Annotated in this window: 19 protein-coding genes and 1 pseudogene; 11 read left to right on the top strand and 9 right to left on the bottom strand. The window is 69.2% G+C overall.

Annotated elements, in window-relative coordinates:
• Positions 1-70: 70 nt before the first annotated feature.
• The 3 genes from ON31_RS01120 to ON31_RS01110 all read right to left on the bottom strand — a co-directional run bounded on the left by ON31_RS01120 (position 71) and on the right by ON31_RS01110 (position 2,269).
• The gene (locus tag ON31_RS01120) at positions 71-733 is read right to left on the bottom strand and encodes a histidine phosphatase family protein (protein ID WP_039808263.1); all 663 of its coding nucleotides are present in this window, start codon (positions 731-733) and stop codon (positions 71-73) included.
• Entirely contained in the window at positions 730-1,647 is a 918-nt protein-coding gene (gene pheA / locus ON31_RS01115) for a prephenate dehydratase (protein WP_029930469.1), read from the bottom strand. Before pheA ends, ON31_RS01120 begins: the two co-directional genes overlap by 4 nt.
• A gap of 187 nt (positions 1,648-1,834) precedes the next feature.
• Positions 1,835-2,269: a hypothetical protein gene (locus ON31_RS01110; RefSeq protein ID WP_039808260.1), complete on the bottom strand. Its 435-nt coding sequence runs from the start codon at positions 2,267-2,269 to the stop codon at positions 1,835-1,837.
• Between the two features lie 104 nt (positions 2,270-2,373).
• Here ON31_RS01110 and ON31_RS01105 point away from each other — a divergent pair, with 104 nt between their 5' ends.
• The 4 genes from ON31_RS01105 to ON31_RS01090 all read left to right on the top strand — a co-directional run bounded on the left by ON31_RS01105 (position 2,374) and on the right by ON31_RS01090 (position 6,219).
• Complete coding sequence (locus ON31_RS01105; protein WP_039808257.1) at positions 2,374-3,159, top strand: DUF2470 domain-containing protein; 786 nt, start codon at positions 2,374-2,376, stop codon at positions 3,157-3,159.
• Between the two features lie 76 nt (positions 3,160-3,235).
• Positions 3,236-4,024, top strand: coding sequence for a CPBP family intramembrane glutamic endopeptidase (locus ON31_RS01100; protein ID WP_051036589.1), 789 nt, complete (start codon positions 3,236-3,238; stop codon positions 4,022-4,024).
• Positions 4,025-4,361: 337 nt separating this feature from the next.
• Positions 4,362-5,573 carry an LCP family protein gene (locus ON31_RS01095; protein ID WP_255221932.1) on the top strand — a complete coding sequence of 404 codons (1,212 nt, stop codon included), beginning with the start codon at positions 4,362-4,364 and terminating at the stop codon, positions 5,571-5,573.
• Between the two features lie 97 nt (positions 5,574-5,670).
• Positions 5,671-6,219, top strand: coding sequence for a ferritin (locus ON31_RS01090; RefSeq protein ID WP_029930474.1), 549 nt, complete (start codon positions 5,671-5,673; stop codon positions 6,217-6,219).
• Positions 6,220-6,482: 263 nt separating this feature from the next.
• Here the strand turns inward: ON31_RS01090 and ON31_RS01085 are convergent, their stop codons facing one another.
• Together ON31_RS01085 and ON31_RS01080 are read right to left on the bottom strand one after the other, a co-directional pair.
• Positions 6,483-7,400: a DUF5926 family protein gene (locus ON31_RS01085; protein WP_039808254.1), complete on the bottom strand. Its 918-nt coding sequence runs from the start codon at positions 7,398-7,400 to the stop codon at positions 6,483-6,485.
• 183 nt (positions 7,401-7,583) lie between these two features.
• Positions 7,584-8,207 carry a superoxide dismutase gene (locus tag ON31_RS01080; protein WP_029930476.1) on the bottom strand — a complete coding sequence of 208 codons (624 nt, stop codon included), beginning with the start codon at positions 8,205-8,207 and terminating at the stop codon, positions 7,584-7,586.
• 208 nt (positions 8,208-8,415) lie between these two features.
• Between ON31_RS01080 and msrA the strand changes: the two genes are divergently transcribed.
• On the top strand, positions 8,416-9,096 hold the full coding sequence (gene msrA, locus ON31_RS01075) for a peptide-methionine (S)-S-oxide reductase MsrA (protein ID WP_039808251.1): 681 nt from the start codon (positions 8,416-8,418) through the stop codon (positions 9,094-9,096).
• Between the two features lie 24 nt (positions 9,097-9,120).
• Here msrA and ON31_RS01070 read toward each other — a convergent pair whose 3' ends face one another.
• Positions 9,121-9,732 (bottom strand): hypothetical protein, encoded by a 612-nt coding sequence (locus tag ON31_RS01070; protein ID WP_029930478.1) that lies wholly within the window; start codon positions 9,730-9,732, stop codon positions 9,121-9,123.
• A 282-nt stretch (positions 9,733-10,014) separates the two neighbouring features.
• Here ON31_RS01070 and ON31_RS01065 point away from each other — a divergent pair, with 282 nt between their 5' ends.
• From ON31_RS01065 to ON31_RS35370, 5 genes are all read left to right on the top strand, one after another.
• Positions 10,015-10,389 carry a rhodanese-like domain-containing protein gene (locus ON31_RS01065; RefSeq protein WP_029930479.1) on the top strand — a complete coding sequence of 125 codons (375 nt, stop codon included), beginning with the start codon at positions 10,015-10,017 and terminating at the stop codon, positions 10,387-10,389.
• A gap of 135 nt (positions 10,390-10,524) precedes the next feature.
• Positions 10,525-11,532 carry a DUF4328 domain-containing protein gene (locus tag ON31_RS01060; RefSeq protein WP_255221931.1) on the top strand — a complete coding sequence of 336 codons (1,008 nt, stop codon included), beginning with the start codon at positions 10,525-10,527 and terminating at the stop codon, positions 11,530-11,532.
• Positions 11,529-12,293, top strand: a complete 765-nt coding sequence (locus tag ON31_RS01055) for a glycerophosphodiester phosphodiesterase (protein ID WP_029930481.1) — start codon at positions 11,529-11,531, stop codon at positions 12,291-12,293. Before ON31_RS01060 ends, ON31_RS01055 begins: the two co-directional genes overlap by 4 nt.
• A gap of 162 nt (positions 12,294-12,455) precedes the next feature.
• On the top strand, positions 12,456-12,983 hold the full coding sequence (locus ON31_RS01050) for a hypothetical protein (RefSeq protein WP_029930482.1): 528 nt from the start codon (positions 12,456-12,458) through the stop codon (positions 12,981-12,983).
• Positions 12,984-13,276: 293 nt separating this feature from the next.
• Positions 13,277-14,080 carry a TMEM165/GDT1 family protein gene (locus ON31_RS35370; protein WP_081592128.1) on the top strand — a complete coding sequence of 268 codons (804 nt, stop codon included), beginning with the start codon at positions 13,277-13,279 and terminating at the stop codon, positions 14,078-14,080.
• A gap of 321 nt (positions 14,081-14,401) precedes the next feature.
• Here the strand turns inward: ON31_RS35370 and ON31_RS38475 are convergent.
• Together ON31_RS38475 and ON31_RS01035 are read right to left on the bottom strand one after the other, a co-directional pair.
• Positions 14,402-14,458, bottom strand: a pseudogene (locus tag ON31_RS38475) (hypothetical protein); the annotation flags it as partial.
• A gap of 131 nt (positions 14,459-14,589) precedes the next feature.
• Positions 14,590-15,495: an SDR family NAD(P)-dependent oxidoreductase gene (locus ON31_RS01035; RefSeq protein WP_039808239.1), complete on the bottom strand. Its 906-nt coding sequence runs from the start codon at positions 15,493-15,495 to the stop codon at positions 14,590-14,592.
• A gap of 155 nt (positions 15,496-15,650) precedes the next feature.
• Between ON31_RS01035 and ON31_RS01030 the strand changes: the two genes are divergently transcribed.
• Positions 15,651-16,418, top strand: a complete 768-nt coding sequence (locus ON31_RS01030; RefSeq protein WP_029930486.1) for an SDR family NAD(P)-dependent oxidoreductase — start codon at positions 15,651-15,653, stop codon at positions 16,416-16,418.
• A 97-nt stretch (positions 16,419-16,515) separates the two neighbouring features.
• Here ON31_RS01030 and ON31_RS01025 read toward each other — a convergent pair whose 3' ends face one another.
• Positions 16,516-16,716, bottom strand: a complete 201-nt coding sequence (locus ON31_RS01025; RefSeq protein WP_029930487.1) for a cold-shock protein — start codon at positions 16,714-16,716, stop codon at positions 16,516-16,518.
• Between the last annotated feature and the right edge of the window lie 304 nt (positions 16,717-17,020).

The raw sequence follows: 17,020 nt of genomic DNA, 5'->3' as shown, positions 1-17,020 counted from the left end.
GCGGTGCCCCGGGCCGTCTGGAAGTCGGTGCGTCGATCGGCGCGGCTACTGCTCCGATTCGGTGCGCCGGTCAGCCCATCGGGTCGTCGCCGGTGGGGGAAGTATTCTCGCCGAACGGTGGCGTGTAGCGGCCCCAGCGGGTGCAGGTCCAGCCGCCGTCGGGGGTGGGCAGCAGTTCGATGGTCTCGGTGTTGTCGAGGTGATTGTTGGCCGCGAAAAGCCTTGGGATTCCCGTGAGTTCGCGGGAGACCAGGCGCATGGCGGCGCCGTGGCTGACCACCACGATATCGGTGGAATCGGTACTCGTGAGGTATTCCGCGCGCAGTTGTTCCAGGGTGGGGACGTAGCGGGAGAGCACGTCGTGGCCGGATTCGCCGCCGGGGACGCGGGCGGACAGGTCCCCGGCATGCCATTTGTGGTAGATGCCCTGGAAGATCAGGTGCGCGGCAGTCGAATTCGAGCCCTCCAGCTCACCGAGCTGCACCTCCTGCAGATCTGCCAGCACCTCGAGGCCGACGCCGGTGGCCTCCTCGATGTAACCGCCGGTCTGGCGGGCGCGCAACGCCTCCGAGGAGAACAGTCGCCGCGGCGGCACCGTCAGTGTGGAACCGAATGTTTTCGCCTGCGCCACACCGCGTTCGGTGAGCGGTAGGCCCGGCACCTTGGTGTCGAGGATCTTGGCGACATTGCCCTCGGTCTCCCCGTGCCGCACCAGGATGAGTTTGCCCGTCACAGGTCCGCCACCCCCTTCTTCAGATCGGCAAGCCAGGCCGCCGCGGGTTCGTCCGGCGGCGGCGGTGCGCCGGTCGCCGAGGTCGCGGGCCAGGAACCGAGGTAGCGGATCCGAGCGGCGGTGCGGTGCAGCGCCTTGAGCGCTTCGGCGACCGCGGTGTCGTCGATATGTCCGACGCAGTCGAGGTAGAACCGGTAGGTGCCCATACCGGTACGGGTGGGCCGGGATTCGATGCGCGTGAGGTCGATGCCTCGCGTGGCGAATTCGGCGAACGCGCGCATGAGCGAACCCGGCTTGTTGGCCAGTTCCAGCACGATGGAGGTGCGGTCCGCGCCGGTCCGGCGCGGCGCGGCCTGTGGGCGGCTCACCAGCACGAAGCGGGTGACGGCCTGATCGTGGTCGGCCACGCCGTCGGCGAGCACCGCCAGGCCGAGCCGCTCCCCCGCCAAGGCGGTGGACACGGCCGCGTCGGCGTGCCCGTTCGCCACATCCTCGGCGGCCGCCGCATTGGAGGCGGAGGTGTAGGGCCGTGCGTCCGGCATCCGGTGCGCCAGCCACATCCGCACCTGTGCCGCCGCCACCGGATAGGCCGCGATGGTGCGCACCTGCGCCAACTCGATGCCCGGGCGCCCCAGAATGGTGAAGGCCACGTCGAGTTCGGTCTCGGCGATGATCTGCAGGCGCGGTCCGACCGCGAGGGCGTCCAGTGTGGGCGCGATCGAACCCTCCACGGAACTCTCGATGGGCACCACCGCGGCCACCACGTCCCCGGCCCGGACGAGTTCGATGGCCGCCCCCTGACTGGACGCGGCGACACGCTCGACCGGTCCGTCGAAGGCTCCGGCGGACTCGAGTTTCGCGAGGGCCATCTCGGTGAAGGTTCCCGACGGCCCGAAGTAGGCGATACGCGGCACGATAACGAGATTACTTGCGTGCGCGTCCGCACTTCACCGATTGCCGGTCGAGGCCGACGGATCACCCGCCCGCATCAGCGGACCGGCGGGCCACCGTCCCGGGAATGGGAAGGCGGCGTCCCGGCGCGGCCCGTTCCGCACGGGTACCGCGGACTGGATTCGCGGCACCGGCGGCGGCCGTCCGTGGTCAAGCGGTCGGAGCGTCGCCGGTCAGTACGGTGAGCGCCGCGGTCACGGCGTCCTGGTTTCCGGTTTCGATGGCGAGCAGCACCTCGCGCAGCGCCGCCACGGCGGGCGGTTTCAGGCCGGTCAGGAAGTCGACGTCGGGGTTCGCCAGCGCGCTGTGGATGTCCTCGCCCATGAGCGCGGCGACGGTTGCCGCGATGATGCCGACGGCGCGCTCGCCGGAGTCGGTGCGGGCCACGAATCCGGAGTCGGAGTGGGCGACGCGCACCAGGAATTCGGCGACGGCCGCATCGGAGGCCGTCAGATCCACCACTTCGATCTCGGGATGTACGGGGCCGACGGGCCGCACCAGATCGTCGGTCAGACCGCGTTCGGGGCGGGGCGGCACCGACAGGGTGAGCGGGATCGGCTCGGGTGCGGGCGAATCGTGCGACACCGACTCACGGTAGCGGCCGCCACGCCGTCGGAAGCAAGTTCCCGCTTGCGTTGGCGACCTACGTCACTTAGCTTAGGTTTACCTAATTCATCCTGGAGGTGTGTATGCCCCACCCGGCACCGGCCGCTGTCGCCCCCAATACCGCCGAACGTGTGCACAGCGCCTGCGCCCATGCCGAACAGGCCATGCTGGCCCTGCCCGGCCTGGACCCCATCCCCACCGCGGTGCATCTGCTCCGGCAGTGCGGGGATGCCGTCATCGCCGTACCCATGACCTCCACGGCCGCCATGCTCACCGCCAACTCCGGCACCACCGGCTCCCCCGCCGTCCTCGAACTCACCGACCACGCACCCCTGGTGCTGCGCGAACCGGTGCGCGCGCTGGTCTGGCTGCGCGGCTGGGTGCGCGCCGTGCCCGCCCACGCCCAGCGCGCCCTGGCCACCCATGTCGCCGAGGATCATCCGCACCCCAACCTGCTCGACGTCGGCCACACCACCACCCTGCTGCGCCTGGTGGTCGACTCCGCCGTGGTCGCCGACACCACCGGGGCCGAATCGGTGTGCCGCGACGGACTGCGCGCCGCCCGGCCCGATCCCTTCTGCGGTATGGAGGCGGCCTGGCTGCAGCACATGCAGGCCGACCACGCCGACGTCATCGCGCAGCTGGCCCGCCGCATCCCCGCCCACCTGCGCCGCGGGCACATCCACCCGCTCGCCATCGACCGCTACGGCATCACGCTGCGCGTCGAGGCCGTCGACCGCGACCACGATGTCCGCCTGCCCTTCGACCATCCCGCCGACGACGTCGACGCGCTCAGCCGAGCCGTGCGCGCGCTCGCGGGCTGCGCCATGCGCTCCTCGGCCGCACGGCTGCGGCGGACCATCGACTAGCGCTCCGCACCTGGTCATCGCATACGCGGCGGCTGTCGGCCGACGCCGCGCTCCGTCGCGCGCATAGATTTGCCCCATGGTTCCCGCCGCATCCGCACCCCTGTGGCCGGCGCCCGCCTCCGATCGGGAGCAGCGGGCGATACGGCTCGAGATCGCCGTCGTCCTGGTCGTCACCTTCGGGCTGAGCGGAGCGAGCGCGGCGCTGTCACTGCTGGAGAGCGCGCTGTCCCCGGGTGGGGTCGGGGGCCAGACGGTGGCCTTGAACGCGCCGCGCGCCGCGCAGTCGCTGATCGACCTGCTGTTCCAGCTGTTGAGCGTGGCCCGGCTGCTGGGCTGGGCGGCACTGGGCCTGTACCTGCTGTGGCGCAGCGGAATCGGGCCGCGCGCCCTCGGCCTGCTGCGCGTGCGCTGGCGCGCCGACATCGTGCCGGGACTGGTACTGGCGGCGGTGATCGGAATCCCCGGGCTGGCGCTGTATCTGGTGGCGCACGCGCTCGGGGTGAGCGTGACCATCGTGCCGAGTTCGCTGGAGCATTGGTGGCGGCTGCCGGTGCTGGTGCTGTCGGCGTGGGCGAATTCGGCGGCCGAGGAGATTCTCGTGGTCGCCTATCTGATCACGCGATTGCGTGCGCTGGGCTGGTCGGAGAACAGGTCGCTGCTGGCCTCGGCCTTGCTTCGGGGCAGCTATCACCTGTACCAGGGTCTCGGCGGCGGCGTCGGGAATCTGGTGATGGGTGTGATCTTCGGCCGCTACTGGCAGCGGACCGGACGGCTGTGGCCGCTGCTGCTGGCGCACGCGCTGATCGACACGGTGGCCTACATCGGCTACACCTTCCTGCGCGGACACGTCTCTTGGCTGCCGTGACCACCTCGACGTGACCACATCGAGATGAACCGCTTTCGAGCGTGAATAAGTACAGTCTCAAGTGATGAACGGCGACGACCCTCGGCACGATGCACGGATGCGCCGGGAGTCGCCGCCGCGCAGGGCAGGCGAATCTCCGGCATATCCGCGGCAACCCCACCCCGGCGAAGCCCGCTGGGGCAGTCCGGCACCGGTACCGCGGCCACAACCGGCACGGCAACAGCCAGCGCCACAACAACCCGCACGGCGGCAGCCACCGCCGCAACAACCGGCACGACGGCAGGCACCGCGTGGACCGCGGCCCGAGGACCGGCGCGAACCACCCGGCGGCCCCGCCGTGAACCGCACCCGCCGCATGCCGCGCAACGAGCCCGAACCCGCGCTGGCGTGGTCCCAGGTACCGCCGCCGAAGTCCCAGGTACCGCCGCCGAAACAGCCCCCGCCGCGGCAGTCGCGGCGCGCCCCCGACGCGGGTGCGGCCACCCATGCGCCGACCCAGCGCCCGGTCCCCCATCGTGCGGCGTCCCCGCCACCGCCCGCGTCGCCACCGCGCGCCACCCGCGGGCGCGGTGCCCGACCACCGCGCGGGCCGCGACCGAAACGCAAGCGGCATTGGGGTCGCTGGCTGCTGGCGCTGCTCGTGCTCCTGGTGAGCCTCCCCATCGCGGCGGCGTTCTATGTGGAGAACAATCTGGTCCGCATCGACGCCATCACCGATTACGACGATCGGGTGGGCGACACGCCCGGGACGAATTGGCTGCTGGTCGGTTCCGACAGCCGCGCCGGGCTGACCCCCGAGCGCGAACAGGAGTTGGCGACCGGCGGCGAGGTCGGTTCGGAGCGAACCGACACCATCATCCTGGTGCACATGCCACGGTCCGGTCGGCCGACCCTGGTGAGCCTGCCGCGCGATTCGTACGTGAGCATTCCGGGCTACGGCCGGGACAAGCTCAATGCCGCGTTCTCCTTCGGCGGCGCGCAATTGCTCACCCAGACCGTGGAAATCGCGACCGGCCTGCACATCGACCATTACGCGCAGATCGGATTCGGCGGCTTCGCGGACGTGGTGGACGCGGTCGGCGGTATCGACATGTGCCTGCCGAATCCCATCGACGATCCGCTGGCCGGAATCGACCTGCCCGCCGGATGCCAGCGGTTGAACGGTGCGCAGGCACTGGGTTTCGTGCGCAGCCGCGCCACCGCGCTGGCCGATCTCGACCGCATGAACAATCAGCGGATGTTCATGGCGGCACTGTTGAAGAAGGCCACCGCGACAAGCACTCTCGTCAATCCGTTCCGAGCGTGGCCGCTACTGCGGGATACGACGAAGTCCCTGCGGGTCGATCAGGGTGCGCATGTGTGGGATGTAGCACGTCTGGGCTGGGCGCTGCGCGACGATCCGGTAGCCACCACGGTGCCGATCGGCGGCTTCACCGATACCGCGAGCGGCAACGTGCTGCTCTGGGACAAAACGAAAGCGTCGCAGTTCTTCGAGGCTTTGGCGGCCGACGAGCCGATTCCCGACGAGCTGCTGACACCGGGCATTTAGGGCAACCTTGGTGAGGCAATACTTGCCTCAATAAGGCCGTCCTCAATAAGGCTGCACTTGGATGACACGCGCTGTGACCAGCGTTAATGTCATGTCTATGTCCAGCCACGCCAAGTCCCAGCGCAGCAAGTTCCACGCTCTGCTGCACGATCAGATCCGGAATGAATTCAACGCCGAACACCAGTACATCGCAATGGCGGTGTGGTTCGACAATGCCGATCTGCCCGTGCTGGCCAAGCATTTCTACAAGCAGGCCGTCGAAGAGCGCAATCACGCGATGATGATCGTGCAGTACTTCCTCGATCGGGATATCAACGTCGAATTGTCCGACGTCGACGCCCCGAAGGCGCAGTTCGCCAATGCGAAGGAAGCGTTGCAGCTCGCGCTCTCCCAGGAGCAGGCGGTGACCGAGCAGATCGTCCAGCTCGCCAGCACCGCCCGGGAAGAGGGCGACTACCTGGGCGAACAGTTCATGCAGTGGTTCCTGAAGGAGCAGGTCGAGGAGGTCGCCCATATGAAGACGCTCGTCAATGTCGCCGAGCGGGCCGCCGCGAATCTGTTCGATCTGGAGAATTTCGTCGCACGCGAGATGAGTTCGCCGTCGGATGCCTCCGGCGCCCCGTCCACCGCGGGCGGTCATCTGTAAAGCGGTGCCCCGAGTACGGCAGGCCCGGTCCCTTGCGCTGGACCGGGCCTGCCGTTCGTCTCCCGAGGGAGATCGGTCACTCGGCGCTCAGGGAGCCGAGCAGACCGGTGATGATTTCGAGAATCGCGTCCATGGTTTTCCTCATCTCTTGCTTCGGCGAGAAGATCCTCACCTCCCCCGACCTTCCGGGGTGATGAGAACCTAACCGAGAGCCAGGTTAGAAATGAGGGTTTTTCAAAAAATTCCCCAGGAAATTTCGCGCGTCAGCGCAAGGTGACCTGGCGCGAACGCAGACCATCGCGCGAGCGGCGTTCCGCACTCGTCAGCGGTTCGTCCACCGCCAGCGCCTCGACCAGTCGCGCACCGAATTCCGTTGCCCCCGGCACCCATTCGCTGGCGTGCCGCTCGCGGTCCAGATCGAAGACCGGCACCAGCAGGCCGTGGGTCCGGAACGACCCCGCGAACCGCGACCCCTCACCCAGGTGCAGATTCCCGGCCGCGTGCAGCCGGGCCAGGGCCAGCATCAGGGCGTCCTCGTCCTCCGGACGCACCCAGCGCAGATGCGCCTTCTCGCCGGCGTCCACCCACCAGGCCGCGCCGATGGCGTCCCCGCCCAGCTCCAGCCGCGCCGACGGCATGATGGCCTGATTCGCCTGCTCGATGGTGGCGGCCACCTGCGGGTCCGGGGTCACCCCCGCCGGCACCCACCAGTTGAAGTCCTGATGCACCGTCAGATCCAGCGCCGCACCCGGATCCAGCACCTCGGCCAGGCTCGGCGCGCCCTCGGCACTGGTGGCGGCCAACGACTCCCCCGGCTCCGCCGACTGGGTCCACAGAATCGCGGCGGCCAGATCCGCGGCCGGATCACCGGACTGGAACTGCACCTGCACACCCACGAACCCGGTCGGCTCGTCCCCGGCGCGCACCAGCGCCGACACCGCGCCCGGCAGCACGGTCGCGAGGGTGACGGGGCGTTCGGCGGCGACATTCGCCGACAGCTTCAGCGTGGCGGTCGCCGACGGCACGAACTCCCGTAGCGCCACCAGATCGCATTCCGCGGCCAAGCCTTCGAACGGCCGCGTCACCACCGACGCCGCCCGCTCCTGCGCCGCCCGGCGCTCGGCCAGCTTCGCCTGCCGATTGCTCCCCGGCTTGGGACTGTTGCGCTTGCTCTTACCCATGAGGCGGCAGCGTAGCAGGCAGGGGCGGGTTTCCCCGTTTTGACCTGCATATATGCCTGGACTCGCGGTCGGCGTCGATACGGTCGCGGGGCCGCGGCCGCCGGGTCGCGTGGTCGTGCGGGGACGACGAGGGCCCGCGAACCTGGGCGGTTCGCGGGCCCTCGCAGGTCACATCGGGTCGGCTCAGCCGAAGATGAGGCCCTTGCCCTGGGAGACGGCGCGAGCGAAGCGCTCCTGCACGTCCTCCCAGTTGACGACGTTCCAGAACGCGGTCACGTAGTCGGCCTTGACGTTCTTGTACTGCAGGTAGAAGGCGTGCTCCCACATGTCGACCTGCAGCAGCGGGATGATGCCCAGCGGGACGTTGGCCTGCTGGTCGTACAGCTGGAAGGTCAGCAGCTTCTGGCCCAGGGTGTCGTAACCCAGGACGGCCCAGCCGGAGCCCTGCAGACCGTTGGCCGCGGCGGTGAACTGCGCGCGGAACTTGTCGAACGAACCGAACTGGTCGTCAATGGCGGCGGCCAGCTCGCCGACCGGCTTGTCGCCACCGTTGGGGGAGAGGTTCTTCCACCAGATGGAGTGGTTCACGTGGCCACCCAGGTGGAAGGCCAGGTTCTTCTCGTACAGGAAGATCGCGCCGTGGTCGCCCTTCTCGCGGGCCTCCTCCAGCTTCTCGAGCGCGGTGTTCGCGCCCGCGACGTAGGCGGCGTGGTGCTTCGAGTGATGCAGTTCGTTGATCTGCCCGGAGATGTGGGGCTCCAGGGCGCTGTAGTCGTAATCCAGATCTGGCAGCGTGTACTCAGCCACGATGTCCCTTCCTCAGTGTCGGGGCCGTGTGCCCTCGGTGTGTAGAGCGCACCCAACCATCATTCGTACACCCGCTCGGTTGCAACCGGGGGCGCTCCCCCCTGATTCCGGCGCCGGTCGATAATCCCAGCAAGTGGACGGTGCCCGCGCAGCACCGGCGCAAACAGGCCCCGCTTCGGGCCGAGACTGCTGCCGTAGCATCGGACCCATGTCGTGGTACGACGAACTCGTAGCCCGCATACGACTGCCGCAGGCCGTGCCGGTGACGCCGGAGCAGGCGTTGCCCGGCCGTGCCGAACCGCTGGTCGTCCCGGAGCGACATTTCGTCAACGGACATCCGCTGAAACCACCGTTCCCCGCGGGCACGGAGGTCGCGGTGGTGGCCATGGGCTGTTTCTGGGGTGCGGAGCAGGGCTACTGGCTGCACGACGGCGTGCACAGCACCGCCGTCGGATACGCCGGGGGCTATACGCCCAACGCCACCTACGAGGAGGTGTGTTCGGGGCGCACGGGGCATACCGAGGCGGTGTTGGTCGCGTTCGACCCCGAGGTGGTCGACTACGCGGGAATTCTGCGGTGGTTCTGGGAGAACCACGATCCGACCCAGGGCATGCGGCAGGGCAACGACCGCGGCACCCAGTACCGCTCGGCCGTCCTGACTCTCGACGACCGGCAGGCCGACATCGCGCACGAGACCGCGGCGGCGTATCAGGAAAGTCTGACCGCGGCCGGGTACGGCAGCATCACCACCGAGATCGCCGCGCTACCGGATCTGTCCGCGTTCTACTACGCCGAGGGCTATCACCAGCAGTATCTGGCGAAGAACCCCGGCGGCTACTGCCCCGACCACGGCACCGGCGTGCGGTGCCCGATCGGCCCGGGCACATAGGTCGTCGCGCGGAACTGCGCCCGGCTACAGCGCCGGCACGATATCCGGCCGCATGGTGCGGGGATCGCACCTGTCGTGCGCTTCCCACCACCGCATGCCGCCCGCGATGAAATCCGCGACCGGGATCTCGTGGCCGTGGCAGTCCTGGATGCTCACCCGGTCGAACCACACGCGGATATCGAGTTCGCGCGGGTCGATGCCCTCCTCCTGGGAGAACTCGAAGATGTGCGCGCCCTCGCCCGCACCGAGCACGGTGTCGAAGCTGAGCAGTTCCCGCCACAGCGCCCAGCTGCTGTCGTCGAGGTCGAAGAACTCCCAGCCGTGCAGTGCGCCGCCGCCGAAGCTGCGCACCGCGTCACCGAGCGTCTCGAGGGTGGCGGGCAGGATTTCCGGCTCCAGGTCGTCCCACTGCTGGCGGCGGAAGGAGGCGGCGACCCGGCTGACGCCGGAGAGGGTGAGGAATACCGCGCAGTCGGCGGGCGGTGGCCCGTCCAGCGGCAAGGTCAGTACATCGAGTTCGAGCCGTAGCCGAGCATTTGCCGGTTCGACCTGTATACCGAGGCAGGTCGCCTCGGACAGGGCGGTGTTGAGTCCGTTGGTGTCCAGAGTGTCGAGTAGCCCCCTGCTCGTATCCATGGTCCGAGGCTACCGAAAGTGCCTGCGTGAACCGGGGATTTTCGTTTTTGTGCAGTGTTGTCGTTTTTTACGGTTCCACCGGGAACCGATCGTTCCGGTGCTGCGTCGAAAGAGATATCCGGCCGAACGCTCCGGCACGTGGAGGGGACCTACCGGGGCGCTCGGCCGGACATTCCGGACAGGTCTCGACCTGTGGATCAGGTTGTGGATTATGTGGATAACCTGCCGCTCGACCGGAATGGAACTCCCCCGCCACCGCGCCCCCGTGGCAGGATCGACAGGGTGACGAGCCCCGACATCCCCTCGGTACCGATCGACGCCGTGCCCGCGGAGTTCGACGCCGCCGAGCCGTGGGGCACGACCGACAGCGTGCCCGCCCTGCTGCTCGACGTCCGTGAGCCCGACGAGTGGCGGCTCGGCCACGCGCCGGGCGCCATCCACATCCCCATGGTCGACGTCCCGGCGCGCACCGACGAAATAGATATCGACGCCCAGGTGTACGTGATCTGCCGCCAGGGCGGTCGCTCGATCCAGGTGGCCCAGTACCTCGAGCACATCGGCTACGAGGTCCTGCACGTCTCCGGCGGCATGGTCGCCTGGCAGCAGGCGGGCCGTCCGCTCACCGGCGACGACGAGCAACAGGCGAAGATCTACTAGATGAGAAGATCTACTAGATGAAGGGGGGACACGTCCGGTGAGTTCCGTTCCGCGATCGCCGACGCGATCGCCGGTGGTGCAACCCTGCGCCCGCTGCGGCGCGCGCTGGGCCGTGCAGGGCACGCCGCTGCACTGGTGTCCGCGCTGTCACGGCGTGTTGCTCTCGCCCGCGCCCGTCGACGCCCCGCCCGCCCGCCGCAACTACCGGTGGGTGGCCCGGCCGCCCGGCCGCCGCAAGTCCCCGCGCCCGGCCCGCGCCGCTCCGGCTCGTGGGAGACCCCGCACTACACCCGAATCCCGCGCTGGGGGCTGCGCGACGTGCCGCCGCAGCCCGCCGTCGCCCCGGCCGGGCGCTGGGACCGGCTCGCCGCCCGGGTACCGCTGCTGTTGACCGTGACCGCCGGTGTGTTCCTCGCCGCCGGACTCGCCGAACTGGGCCGCTACGGCATCCTGCTGCGCAATCGCACCCGGCTCATCGAACCGTGGCTGCTGGCGCTCTCCGACGCGCTCGTCTACACCACCGCCCTGGCCGCCCTGTTGCTGGCGCTGGTGAGCGCGGTCGCGGTGGTCGGACGGCTCGCCGATCTCCGGCGCGCCGCGTACGCCGAGGCCGGACAACGGGATCCGCGGTCGTCGCTCATGCTGGCCCTGGGCTGTCTGGTCCCGGTCGCGAATCTGCTGTGGCCCGGCGTCTTCCTCACCGAGGTGGCGCGGCGGCGCGCGGATCCGCGGCTGCTGCGGGCCGTCCGGATCTGGTGGGGCGTCTGGATCGGCAACGCCCTCATGGTGTTCGGCGCGCTGCTGTGGCGGCTGCCGGATTCGCTGCAGGCCGAGGCCGACGGCGTGCTGTGGACCGCCGTCACCGACCTGGTCGCCGCGGGCGTGGCCGTGCTGACGCTCTGGGTGCTGCGCGGCTGCGAGGGGCTGGATGTGCTCGGACGCCCGCGCGCCGGGCACCGCTGGACCGTGGCGACGGCTCCGGCCGAACCCGTCATCGAGCCGGTGCGGCCGGGCGGTTCCGCCGAACGCGCGCCGCGCGCCGCCGTCGGGAATGATGAGGCCACCGTGAGTGCACCGGCCGGTGAGCCCCAAAACCCGGACGGTTCGCCGGAATTCGAGCATGAGGAGGTATTGGCGAAGTGAGCCGGGACAGTCGTGCGCCGTTCGTGGTCGCGCATCGGGGCGCATCGGCGGCGAAACCCGAACACACCCTCGCCGCATACGAACTCGCACTCCAGGAGGGCGCCGACGGCGTCGAATGCGATGTGCGTCTGACCAAGGACGGCCAGCTGGTGTGCGTGCACGACCGCACCGTCGACCGCACCTCCTCCGGCACCGGCGCGGTCAGCGAGATGACCCTCGCCGAACTCGAGGCCCTCGACTTCGGGTCGGACGGCGAGCCCGCCGCCGTGCTCACCCTCGCCCAGCTCATCGAGCTGGTGCTGGACTGGAAGAGCCGCCCCACCAAGCTCTTCATCGAGACCAAGCACCCGGTCCGGTACGGCGCGCTGGTGGAGACCACGCTGTTGAACGAATTGCAGCGCTACGGCATCGCCACCCCCGCCTCCGCCGACCATTCCCGCGCCGTGGTCATGTCCTTCGCCGCGACCGCCGTCTGGCGCATCCGCCGCGCCGCGCCGCTGCTCCCGACGGTGCTGCTCGGTGAGTCGTCGCTCTACCTCTCCGGCGGCGCGGCCACCACGGTGGGCGCGACGGCCGTCGGTCCTTCGGTGCGCACCCTGCGCGAACACCCCGACCTGGTGGACAAGGCCGCCGCGGCGGGCCGCGCCACCTACTGCTGGACCGTCGACGACGCCGACGACGTCCAGCTCTGCGCCGACCTGGGCGTCAGCTGGGTCGCGACCAACCATCCGGGCCGCACCAAGGGCCTGCTGACGGTCTAGCTCGGCCGCCCCGCGACGGTCCGTGCCGCCGGTTACCCGCCGGCGTGCCCGTCTGCTAGCAATCTCTGGTACTTGTGTGCCAGTTGAGTTCCCGGGCAACCTGGGTATCCCTACAGGTAGGACGGGCAGGGCCGCCCCGATTTCGGGTCTCGGGAGGCAGAGATGAATACGAACGACCACATCGGCGTGACGCCGTTCCAGGCACGCGGAGCGCTGCGGGGTTTCCTGATTTCCGGGCGGTGGCCGGATTCCACCAAGGAGTGGGCGCAACTGCTGGTGTTGGCCGTGCGGGTGGCCAGCCTGCCGGGGCTGCTGCCGACCACGACGGTGTTCGGGACCCGGGACGATCTGCCCGACGATCCGGAACCCGGCACGGTGGGACTGGTGCTGGCCGAGGGGCCGGTGCTCGGCGACGAGGCATTGCAGCCGGGACGGTTTGCCGAGCATGTGCCATCGGCCTTGCTCATGCTGCATCCGCCGCGCGAGACGCGGCCGTCGCTGCCCGAACTGGCGGGCGCGGCATCGGGCTGCGTACTACTGCCGGGGGTGCCGCATCTGGGGCTGGAACATCGCGCGGCCTGGGTGGAGACCGATTGCGACGGCGTGGTGACCTCCATGGTTTCGCGTGTGGGCGTCGATCCGATCAGCGACCCCGACACCGCGGTTCTGGCCATGCTGCTGGCCGCGTGAGGGTTCCCGAAACCACCGGGCAGGACTCCCAAACTTATTGCGCGCATTGCGATTTCGATTACGTCCGGTTGGCGGCGGGCGGTTTGCCGGGGTAGAGTGGCCGACAGCGAAGGGGAGTAGCCCCCAATCGCGCAGTCGACATACTGGTCCCGTCGCGGATCCGGCTGCGGGAACCGGAACTCCGGTGGGCGAGACCTTCGGCCGATGACAACCGATCCGAATTACCGGTGCGGTGTCGGCTGAAGGGCTCTGTGTCGTTCAGCCGACAGGCCGGAGCCCTGGGAGCCTGAACGATGATCACCACCGTGTTGCTGAGTTTCGGCGCACTGTTCCTCGCCGAACTGGGCGACAAATCGCAACTCATGGCGCTGACCTTCGCGCTGCGCTACCGCTGGTGGGTGGTGCTGAGCGCGATCGCCACCGCGAGCGTGGCCGTGAACCTCATGGCCGTCGGGGTGGGCCACTTCCTCGGCACGGCGCTGCCGACCGAGCTGATCTCGCTGCTCGCCGCCGCCATCTTCCTGGCCGTGGGCCTGTGGACCCTGCGCGACGTGCTGCCCGAACCGGCCGCGGACGACTCCGACACGGCGACCACCCGGCCCACCTCGCGCTCGGCGTTCTTCGTGGTGCTGTCCGCGTTCATGCTCGCCGAACTCGGCGACCGCACCATGTTCGCGACCATGGCGCTGGCCACCGACCGGGGCTGGCTGGCGGTGTGGATCGGCTCGGTGGTCGGCATGGTGGCGGCGGGCGCGCTGGCCATCGCCATCGGCGTCACCGTGGGCAGGCATATTCCCGAACGTGCCATCGCCACCTGCTCCGGCCTGCTGTTCCTCTACTTCGGCGGGCTGACGCTACTGGGAACCGTGACGCGGCTGGGTCCCGCGGCCACCGCGCTCGCCGCCGCCGGACTACCCGCCCTGGCCGGGCTCGTGCTGCTGATCCTGCGCCAGCGGCGTGCCGAACAGGTCCCCGCTGCGGGCGACCAGGTCGAGCATGGGCTCCCGCAGATCGTGCAGTCCCTCGATGTCGTCGGTGGCGATACACGCGGTGACCATGGAACTCAGGGCCGCCACCAGGGTCTGGCAGGCGAATAGCTGCTGTTCGGTTTCCGCGCCCAGCACATCGCCGACGATGGCGACGAAGGTCTCCTGCAGGCTGGTGCGGCGGTGGATGGCCTCGCTGCCGACCGCGTAGACCTCGACCAGGAACAGTCGGGCGTAGGCGGGGTGCGCGGACAGTCCGTCCAGGTAGGAGGTGAGCAGCCGCTCCAGCCGCTGCCGCTGGGTCTCCCCCTCGGGGCTGCGGCCGGTGGCGTCGAGGATGCCGGCGAGCAGCAGTTCCACCGCGCGTTCGAAGGCGGCCTCGAAGCAGTCCTCCTTGGAGCGGAACTGCTCGTAGAAGGTTTCCCGGGACACCCCGGCGCGTTTGATGATGGCCGCGACCGGTGTGCCGACATAGCCGTTCTCCGCCATCGCCTCGGCCATGGCGAGCAGGATGCGGTCGCGCTGGGCGCGCACCACGGTCTCCCGGGGCAGGCCGTGGCGGCCGCGGGGCAGGCGGGCGGTGACTGCCGAGTCGGTCATACGCTCTCCGTCGTGCGAGTTCAGGCGGGCCGCCGCAGTCGGCGCGGGCGGGCGGGCTGGTCGGTCGTGTAGGGCGCCACCTCGGTGCGGGCGATCTCCACCCCGGAGGCGACACCCGACCGCAGCGTCGTATCCACGGCCCACTGCCCGATGCCGCGGAACCACAGCAGCGGACCCACCCAATAGGGTGACACGACCCGCCGCGATCGGCGTGCCAGCGCGCGTTCCAGACCGTCGATGGCCGGGCCGAGCGGGGCCACGTTCGAGACGGTGTCGCGGCCCAGGATGGCGTGCGCGGCCTCGGTGCCGAAGCCGCGCCCGGTCATCTCGGTGTCGAGTTCGGCGAAGTAGGCGATGCCGACCCGAGCTCCGGTGTGCCGCAATTCGATTCGCAGCGTGTTGCCGAGCGCGTCGACGGCGGCCTTGGAGGCGCTGTACGCCCCCGCCAGGGGTAGGTGGATGGCCGCCGCCAGCGAGGACACCAGCAGCGCGTAGCCGCCCGCGTGGGCGATATGCGGGCCGGCCGCGCGCAGCGTGTAGTAGACGCCGAGCACATTGACGGTGAGCGTCTCCTCCAATATCGCCGGATCGCCGCCGATGAGCGGCAACTGCCGGGCGATACCGGCATTGGCGACCACGGCGTCCAGTCCGCCGAGTTCGCTCACCAGTGCGGTGATCACTCGCTCGACCTGGCTCGGATCGCCGACATCGCAGTAGCGCCACGGCGCGTCGCCGCAGTCGGCGGCCACCTGCGCCAGCAGATCCTGCTCGATGCCGAGCAGGGCCACCCGGGCGCCGTGCGCGTGCAGCTGCCGGGCGAGGGCGGCTCCGATCCCACGCGCCGCGCCGGTAACCAGAATCCGTCGTCCTTCGATATCGGGAGGCGAACCGAAGCGGCGTAGCCAACGGGCCGAGCGGGCTTTCATGGGATGACGGTAGCACTCAACGAACAGCAGTGTTCGCAAACTAGACGTCCGGGTCCACTTCCGGACCCGTCGCAGCGGCGCTGCGGCCCACCGTTATCGTGCTATTGACGGAAGGCCAGCGAGAGGCCGTCCACCGTTGGAGAGGACCAATCACCGTGGAGATTTCGGGCTCCGCCGCAATTGTCACCGGAGGCGCGTCCGGTCTGGGCGCCGCGACCGCCAAGCGCTTCGCCGACCTGGGCGCCACCGTTTTCGGGCTCGACCTGCCGCAGTCGATCGAGCGCGCCGGGGACAGCGTGCCCGCCGGTGTCACCCTGATCCCGACCGACGTCACCAGCGGTGACGAGGTGGCCGCCGCGGTCGCCAAGGTCGTCGAGTCCGGTGTGCCGCTGCGCATCGTCGTCAACTGCGCCGGTGTGGGCTGGGCGGGCCGCATCCTGTCCAAGAACGGACCGCACGATCTGGAGCTGTTCCGCACGGTCATCACCGTGAACCTGCTCGGCTCCTTCAATGTCATGCGCCTGGCCGCCGAGGCCATGGCCAAGACCGAGCCGGTCGACGAGTACGGCCAGCGCGGCGTCGTCATCAACACCGCCTCGGTGGCGGCGTTCGAGGGCCAGATCGGGCAGATCGCCTACTCCGCCTCCAAGGGCGGCGTGGCCGGTATGACCATTCCGGCCGCCCGCGACCTGGCGCAGTTCGGCATTCGTGTCAACACCATCGCGCCCGGCATCATCGACACCCCGATGCTCGCCGGTGTCACCGAGGAGTACCGCAAGGGTCTGGAGGCGGGCGTCCCCTTCCCGTCTCGGCTGGGCCGTCCCGACGAGTACGCGCAGCTGGCGCAGTACATCGCCGAGCACGACTACCTGAACGGCGAGACCTTCCGCATGGACGGCGCGCTGCGCATGGCGCCGCGCTGACGCTGGAAACCACAAGGCCCGCACCGAGATTCGGTGCGGGCCTTGGTCTTCGAGAGCTGAGCTCGAATATTCTAAGCCTATCTAAGCGCTATATGTCTCAGTGCTTGCGCACAGCGGAGGCCTGCGGGCCCTTCTTGCCCTCGGTGATCTCGAACGAGACCTGCTCGCCCTCTTCGAGGCCGCGGTAGCCGGTGCCTTCGATCTCCGAGTAGTGGACGAAAACGTCGGGGCCACCCTCGCGCGAGATGAAGCCGTAGCCCTTCTCCGCGTTGAACCACTTGACGGTGCCCTGAACCATTACCTTCTCCTGACAGGGTGTTTCCTATATAACGGTCGCCGCGGTCACGGCGACCGGGTCGATCCAGACGGCGACTTGCTACTTGGATGCCAAGAGAAGCGACGCCCGCACAATGTTCCGCGCGAGCATGTGTCAAGCATGAACACGAAAAACCAACGACCAAGAAGTACAACGTACGCTACGAAGGCGAGTTCCCGAAATCGTCTAAACATGTCGATGGTCACAAAAGTGGTCCCGCGCGCATAACCGACCACTGATCTTGTTTCTGGTGGGAGTGCCCGCCGGAGCGAGCACTCCCCTCCAG

The sequence above is a fragment of the Nocardia otitidiscaviarum NBRC 14405 genome (genome assembly GCF_000308635.1).
GTDB lineage: Bacteria > Actinomycetota > Actinomycetes > Mycobacteriales > Mycobacteriaceae > Nocardia > Nocardia otitidiscaviarum.
The sequence above is the reverse complement of the archived record's forward strand: the minus strand, read 5'-3'. Positions and strand labels throughout refer to the sequence as shown.

Bases quoted from the DNA above. Each gene is read 5' to 3' on its own strand.
- ON31_RS01025 (WP_029930487.1), bottom strand. From the start codon at position 16,716: ATGGTTCAGGGCACCGTCAAGTGGTTCAACGCGGAGAAGGGCTACGGC.
- ON31_RS01050 (WP_029930482.1), top strand. From the start codon at position 12,456: ATGAATACGAACGACCACATCGGCGTGACGCCGTTCCAGGCACGCGGA.
- ON31_RS01070 (WP_029930478.1), bottom strand. From the start codon at position 9,732: ATGGATACGAGCAGGGGGCTACTCGACACTCTGGACACCAACGGACTC.
- ON31_RS35370 (WP_081592128.1), top strand. From the start codon at position 13,277: ATGATCACCACCGTGTTGCTGAGTTTCGGCGCACTGTTCCTCGCCGAA.
- ON31_RS01090 (WP_029930474.1), top strand. From the start codon at position 5,671: ATGTCCAGCCACGCCAAGTCCCAGCGCAGCAAGTTCCACGCTCTGCTG.
- msrA (WP_039808251.1), top strand. From the start codon at position 8,416: ATGTCGTGGTACGACGAACTCGTAGCCCGCATACGACTGCCGCAGGCC.
- ON31_RS01105 (WP_039808257.1), top strand. From the start codon at position 2,374: ATGCCCCACCCGGCACCGGCCGCTGTCGCCCCCAATACCGCCGAACGT.
- ON31_RS01100 (WP_051036589.1), top strand. From the start codon at position 3,236: ATGGTTCCCGCCGCATCCGCACCCCTGTGGCCGGCGCCCGCCTCCGAT.
- ON31_RS01035 (WP_039808239.1), bottom strand. From the start codon at position 15,495: ATGAAAGCCCGCTCGGCCCGTTGGCTACGCCGCTTCGGTTCGCCTCCC.
- ON31_RS01085 (WP_039808254.1), bottom strand. From the start codon at position 7,400: ATGGGTAAGAGCAAGCGCAACAGTCCCAAGCCGGGGAGCAATCGGCAG.